Annotated in this window: 6 protein-coding genes; 5 read left to right on the forward strand and 1 reads right to left on the reverse strand. The window is 59.1% G+C overall.

Annotation, left to right across the window (positions count from 1 at the left end; translation table 11 throughout):
• Window positions 1–119: 119 nt before the first annotated feature.
• Window positions 120–1,271, forward strand: a complete 1,152-nt coding sequence (locus tag C7U61_RS05780; protein WP_106997199.1) for an MFS transporter — start codon at window positions 120–122, stop codon at window positions 1,269–1,271.
• Between the two features lie 159 nt (window positions 1,272–1,430).
• Here the strand turns inward: C7U61_RS05780 and C7U61_RS05785 are convergent, their stop codons facing one another.
• Window positions 1,431–1,940 (reverse strand): cytochrome P460 family protein, encoded by a 510-nt coding sequence (locus tag C7U61_RS05785; RefSeq protein ID WP_106997200.1) that lies wholly within the window; start codon window positions 1,938–1,940, stop codon window positions 1,431–1,433.
• A gap of 235 nt (window positions 1,941–2,175) precedes the next feature.
• Here C7U61_RS05785 and C7U61_RS05790 point away from each other — a divergent pair, with 235 nt between their 5' ends.
• From C7U61_RS05790 to repB, 4 genes are all read left to right on the forward strand, one after another.
• Window positions 2,176–2,925, forward strand: a complete 750-nt coding sequence (locus tag C7U61_RS05790) for a 2OG-Fe(II) oxygenase (RefSeq protein ID WP_106997201.1) — start codon at window positions 2,176–2,178, stop codon at window positions 2,923–2,925.
• 43 nt (window positions 2,926–2,968) lie between these two features.
• Window positions 2,969–3,205 carry a hypothetical protein gene (locus C7U61_RS19470; RefSeq protein ID WP_181315803.1) on the forward strand — a complete coding sequence of 79 codons (237 nt, stop codon included), beginning with the start codon at window positions 2,969–2,971 and terminating at the stop codon, window positions 3,203–3,205.
• Between the two features lie 403 nt (window positions 3,206–3,608).
• Window positions 3,609–4,832, forward strand: a complete 1,224-nt coding sequence (gene repA / locus C7U61_RS05800; RefSeq protein ID WP_106997202.1) for a plasmid partitioning protein RepA — start codon at window positions 3,609–3,611, stop codon at window positions 4,830–4,832.
• Complete coding sequence (gene repB / locus C7U61_RS05805) at window positions 4,829–5,863, forward strand: plasmid partitioning protein RepB (protein ID WP_106997203.1); 1,035 nt, start codon at window positions 4,829–4,831, stop codon at window positions 5,861–5,863. The genes repA and repB overlap by 4 nt, the downstream gene beginning before the upstream one ends.
• Window positions 5,864–6,000: the final 137 nt, after the last annotated feature.

A 6,000-nucleotide genomic window follows, 5' to 3' on the forward strand; every position in this document is an offset into this window, starting at 1 on the left:
CCGAATTGGCCGGCACGTCTAATTTGTCTGATGAATTAAGGGGCTTCGTATTGCCAGCGCTGGTTGCTTTCGGATAGACCCTTTCCATCTCTCGTGTTCAGATTTTCCGGAGCATCGAAATGCGTCTTGAACCGCAGCAGCGAATTTATGTCTGCTTCTTCCTCTTTGCGGTGTCGATGGGCGCATTGCTGTCACGCCTTCCAGACCTGCAGGACGCCTTGCAGATTGACAAATCCGAGCTCGGGCTGACACTGATCGGCGCAGCGATCGGCGCGCTGATATCGCTCACTTTCGCCTCCCCCCTCGTCGCACGTCTCGGCGCGCGCAATACGGCATTCATCACCGTGCTCGGAACGTCCGCATCCCTCGCCCTCGTACCCTGGATGGGTCTGGCTCCGCTTGTTTTCGCCGTCCTGATTTGCGAAGGCCTGCTCGCCGGAGCGCTCGAAATCAATCTCAATGTCGAGATCGACCGCATCGAAGCACAGCTCGGTCGTGGCGTGATGAACCGCGCCCATGGGTTCTGGAGCCTCGGCTTTTTCGTCACCGCGCTCGCATCGTCGGCCATCCGCCAGGCGGGCGTTTCGATGCATCTGCACCTTGCCCTGACATTCACCTTCGTGCTGATCGTGGGTTCGCTTGTCATTGCCGGCATGCGCAACGCGCCCGCCCGGCCAACGCATGACCACGCCGATGCAGGCCATATCGCGCTTCCGACATTCGGCCTGCTGCCCCTCTGCGTCATCGGTATTGCCGCCTTCCTCGTCGAGGGCGCGGGCATCGACTGGTCTGCGATCTACATGCGCGACGTCTTTCACGTCGAGCCGTTCGTCGGCGGACTCGGATTGACGCTGTTCACCTTTTTCATGGCGCTGGCAAGACTGTTTGCGGACCGGTTCGTCGATCGCTTCGGCTCCCGCTCCGTTGCACTCTCCCTGCTGCTCCTTTCGACCGCCGGCCTCTGCGCCGTCTGGCTGGCGCCTCATCCCAATGTGGCGCTACTAGGCTTTGCCTTCATGGGCGCTGGTTGCAGCGCGGTCTATCCGCTTGCGGTTTCGGCCGCTGCCCAGCGCACCGACCGCCCCGCCCATGTCAATGTTGCAGCACTTGGACAAATGTCCTTCGTCGTCTTCTTCCTGGCACCACCGCTGCTTGGATTCGTTGCCGAACATGCCGGTATCCGTACCGCCTACCTCGTGTGCATCCCGGTCATCCTTGCTGCCTTGATGGGCATCGGGTCGCTCTCGGCCCGGCGCAGCGCTTTTGCGTAAGGACGTGTTGTCCATTCCGCCTTTTCCAGGGGTCGCATCCAGCTGCACTCGCCTAGACGCTTTCACGGACTTGACCCCAGCAGGAGAAACGTCCAGCCGGGAACAATGGCCAGCTCCGACCGCGCGGTCTCGGACGACAATGCATCCCAAGCGATGACGTTACGGCGCATAGCGCGTGAAGACGTAGTCGTGATCCCTAACGTTGCCGACATGGCAGCTGAGACAGGTCTCATGCTGGGCAACGTCGACCGGTTTGCCGTCGACGAACCGCCCGAAACCCCAGCCGTGGCTATCAGGATATTTCTTGGAGTCCTTCACCATGACCTGCACCGTGGTCGGCGCTCCCGGCACCGTTGCCGGTGCGAACTCCGTCGATTGCTTGCGCTTGTAAGCGAGTTTGACGAGGATCGAGCCGTCCGGAAAAGGCAAGGTGCCCTTCTTATAGGCGCCGATGGCGATATCGTTGCCGAGCACGGCGCGAAGCTCGTCGAGCGGCGGAGCTTCCTGCGCCGGCGCAATGAATTTCCAGTCCCTATAGCCTTCCGGCATGGTCACGCCGTAGATCGGCGATGCATTTTCCGGCGGCGTTGCAGAACCGGCCGACCGAGACGCGGCGACGCCCACAGCAAGGCTCGAGACGGCAAATGCGCCAAGGAATGCGAGTTTCATTTTGGACTCCTGCCCGATGGATGAACTGGCAGGAAAATCGCCCGGAATTGTATCCGCGAGATTTCAGGAAGCGGCTCGATTGTATCGCAATGTAGCTCCGCCAAGCCCCATTCGTGTGAGCTGCTCATCGGAAATCGGGTGGCCACCGCTCCGCTTCGAACGCTAGGCTTCAGGCTCTTGCTGCGCCCGAGGGCCTTGAACGCCCTTGAAGGCCCGCCCAGACCGAGGATCTGACATGACCACATCGACATCCATTTTTGCACCGGCCTTCGCGGAAAGCTCCGTAGAGGCTCGAGTCGACGCCTATGATTGGGCGTCGCTTGCAAGAGAGCTTGACGGCTTCGGCTGCGCCGTTCTCCCGAGGCTTCTGGCACCCGAAGAATGCTGTGCTATCTCCGCGCTCTACCCCGAGGAAAGCCATTTCCGAAGCCATGTCATCATGGCGCGTCACGGCTTCGGACGAGGCGAATACCGCTACTTCAGCTATCCGCTGCCGGAACTTCTCGGTGGATTGCGCACAGCGCTTTATCCCCACCTTGCCGGCATCGCAAACGGCTGGAACGAACGGATGGACGTCGAGGAGCGCTATCCCGATGAACATGCCGCCTTCCTGAAGCAGTGCCACGAAGCAGGCCAGAGGCGCCCGACGCCGCTGCTGCTGCAATATGTGCCGGGAGACTTCAATTGCCTGCACCAGGACCTTTATGGCGAGCTCGCCTTTCCGATTCAGGTCGCCATTCTGCTGTCGGAGCCGGGGCGGGATTTCACCGGTGGCGAATTCGTTTTGACAGAACAGCGCCCACGCATGCAAAGCCGGGTGGAAGTCGTGCCGCTTCGACAGGGCGACGCCGTCGCCTTTGCGGTCCATAATCGGCCGGTGCGGGGAACGAAGGGAAACTACCGCGTCAATCTCAGGCACGGGGTAAGCCGGATCCGCTCCGGCATGCGCCACACCGCCGGCATCATCTTTCACGACGCCCGCTAAGGGCGTTAGCCGACGAAGCCGGCGTAGTTTCTCGGATAATTCTGTGCATGTTGGCCCAGTATGTGTCGTCGTCGTGGTTCTGGTCGCCCGCCAGGACGCGTCCGATCGACGGTTGCGCGAAGCCGGCATAGGCGACAGGGCGAGCGGCGTCGAGACGGGTGTGGGGTGCGACCCCTGCCCCGCGTGCAATGTCGTCAGCAAGCCGAACATCTCGCCGGTGATGCTCGGCCTCGACAAGATCGCCCTGCGATATTGGACGGACGAATTGGTCACCAGATAGATATGCCCTGACAAGTGCCATAGATGCTCGCTCAATGCGTTTTTGCCATGATCGCTGGAAACTGGGGATCTCGCGTGAGGTCACCCGCAGGAAGCCGACTCAGGTAGCCCAATTGAGTGATTCTTGCCGCCCTAGCCCCTGATAATCTTAGCCGGATAGAGGTCCAGCATTCGACAACACCGGGCTTCTGCAATCGAAAGTATACGTCGCCGCCTCAGCTATTTTTCCCAGTTTACGCAGAAAATCCAGCAAAAGCAGCGTATTAAATGCTCAAAGCAAAGCCCCGGTTGTCACATGCTAACCGCTGATTATCCGTTAATATCTGGACGGCCTGACAGAATCGTGTTCTACCTTCTGGCGGGCAAATGTCGGCAAACCGGCAACAGGCCGCCAAGAGGGATAAATGGCGATAGCAAACCGCACGGAGACAATAGCTCCTTCAAAGGAAAATGCAGCCAGCAAAATCGCGCGGCATGCAACTGTGCTGTCTGGTCAGCTCCAGCAGCTCAGAACGCGTATGTATCCGCCGAAATCCGAGAAGATGCTACGCCAGTTCCTGACCAACGAAGTGTCAAAGCTCACTTCCATCCCGGATTCGACATTGAAGCTGATGTCGAGTGAAGGCCGCGGTCCTGTTCCCAGCCGGTTGGAGAACAATCACCGGGTCTATACGCTTGCCCAGATCAACGAATTGCGAGAGCTGTTTGCCCAGCAGAAGCCGGCCGAAGCGCTTCGCTTCCTGCCTCGGCGCCGGCCGGGCGAACATCTCCAGGTCATGGCAATCGCCAACTTCAAGGGTGGCAGCGCCAAGACGACGACCTGCGTTCATCTCGCCCATTATCTCGCGCTGCATGGCTATCGCGTACTTGCTCTCGACCTCGATCCGCAGGCCTCGCTTTCGGCCATGTTTGGCGCGCAGCCGGAAATCGATGTCGGCGCCAACGAAACTATTTATGCCGCGCTCAGATATGAGGCAGCCGAAAGGCGCCCCATTCGTGAGATCATCCGCAAAACCTATTTCGACGGCATTGATCTTATTCCGGGCAACCTCGAGGTCATGGAATATGAGCATGAGACGCCTCGCGTCCTCGCTCAAAAATCCGGCTCCGGTGCAATCTTTTTCGAGCGCCTCAAGCTGGCGCTGGCCGAAGTCGAAAGCGATTACGATATCGTCATCCTCGACACGCCGCCTTCGCTCGGATTTCTGACGCTTAGCGCCATTTATGCCGCAACGAGTATGATCATCACGGTACATCCAGCCATGCTGGACGTGGCATCGATGAGCCAATTCCTGCTCATGATGGGCGACCTGATCAGCGTGCTCAACGAAAGTGGCGCGCAGCTCGATCAGGATTTCATCCGCTATCTGGTGACGCGTCACGATCCGAACGATGCGCCGCAGTCGCAGGTCGTTGCGATGCTGCGCCACCTCTTCGGCACCGACGTATTATTGCCGACGGCGATCGAGAGCACTGCAGTCGAGGCTGCCGGACTTGCCAAGCGCTCCCTCTACGAACTGGAAATGGGGCAGATCGGCCGAGATACGCATAAGCGCGCGCGTGAAGCCGTCGACGCCGTCAACGAGGCGATCGTGCAACTCATCAATGCAAGCTGGGGACGTGGATGAGCAAAAGCCCGAGAAAATCCATTGTCGCCAGTTTCGGCCTGCTCTCAGCCGAATTGGAAAGCAGCGAAAACAAAACGGATCCAACGCCTCCGCCCCCTGCCCCCGCGCAGACCGGCCGGGTCGGTGCCGGGGTGATCGGCGCAGCGCATCGCGCGATCGGCGATATACGGGCCGAGCGTGACCGGCTGCGCGCCATTGTTGAATCCGGTGAAGGCTGGATACAGGACCTCGATCCCCAGGTGATCGATGCCTCTCCCTATCCGGATCGCCTGCCTGATGACGATCCTCAGGATTTCGAAAGATTCAAGCGCTCCATCGAGGAGGAAGGCCAAAAGGTTCCGATCCAGGTTCGACGGCATCCCTCTTCAAACGATCGGTATCAGGTCGTCTATGGCCATCGCCGATGGCGGGCAGCCCTAGAGCTCGGCCGCACCGTCCGTGCCATAGAAGTCGAGATTTCCGATCTCGATCTGGTTCTAGCGCAGGGCATCGAAAACGCCAGCAGGCAGGACCTGACCTGGATCGAGCGCGCCTTATTCGCCGCACGCATGGATGATGCCGGCATTAAGGCGCGCCACATCTATGCGGCCCTATCGATCGAAGATGCGGAGCTTGCGCGAATGCGGAGCGTCTACCGCGCAATCCCAGCGGATATCATCGAAGCGATCGGCAGAGCTCCAAAGGTTGGCCGACCGCGTTGGCTGGATCTGGCGAAGGCAATATCCGCAATGCCGGATGCGCTTAACGTTGTCCGTGCCGCTCTCTCAGAAGCAAATGAGGTCACCGAAACCTCGGATCAGCGCTTTCAAGTGGCGCTGAAGGCGATCAAGCCTCCACCTGAGGCACGCAACATGCAAATTGCGATTTCCGATCTCTCCGGAACCAGGTTGGGCGTTCTCATGACCTCCCCTCGAGAGGTTCGAATCTCTGTGGAGGGCAAACTGGGTACAGAATTCGTAAGATTTATCGAGGAGGAGCTGCCCGATCTTGTGGAGCGCTTCACTCGTTCCAGAGACAAGCGTAACCCCTGACAGCTGTCAGGGTTTTTTGATTGGAAAGGAACCCAGCAAAAGAAAAAAGGCCCCCAAACGTTGCCGTCGTGGAAGCCTTCTCTTCAATGTAGCAACTGAAGAATCGCATTTCCTCGAATCACAGTCAAGAGTCTTTG

The sequence above is a fragment of the Rhizobium sp. JAB6 genome, assembly GCF_003024605.1.
Taxonomy (GTDB): domain Bacteria; phylum Pseudomonadota; class Alphaproteobacteria; order Rhizobiales; family Rhizobiaceae; genus Rhizobium.